This is a genomic window from Cupriavidus sp. SIMBA_020 (genome assembly GCF_046535395.1).
GTDB lineage: Bacteria > Pseudomonadota > Gammaproteobacteria > Burkholderiales > Burkholderiaceae > Cupriavidus > Cupriavidus campinensis.
The window spans coordinates 1-245 of record NZ_JAWRWU010001414.1 but is presented as its reverse complement, the minus strand read 5'-3'; the positions used below and the strand labels follow the sequence as shown (position 1 = coordinate 245).

At 63.7% G+C, this 245-nt stretch carries 1 protein-coding gene; it reads right to left on the bottom strand.

Features of this window, described 5'->3' with window-relative positions; genetic code table 11:
- Positions 1-245 (bottom strand): DUF1302 family protein (locus tag SB751_RS34190; RefSeq protein WP_410749518.1); only part of this gene is annotated, 245 nt, incomplete at both ends.

Below are 245 nucleotides of genomic sequence, written 5' to 3'. Positions count from 1 at the left end.
CGAGCAGCTTGAGGAATGCGCCGGAATTGCCCGGTTGGAGCGAGTAGAGGGTAGTCAGGTGCCACTGGAAACGCTTCTCGTCGACCCAGCAGTTGCCGCCTTGCGCGACGCATCCACTGGCCGGATTCAGCGGAACGGCGTCGCGCGGACGGTACGAGAGCTCGGTGCCGATCGCCCAGTCGCCAACCGGGAAGTTCGCGCTGACACCGATCATGTGGCGGTCTTCAGGAAACCTGAAGACGGTC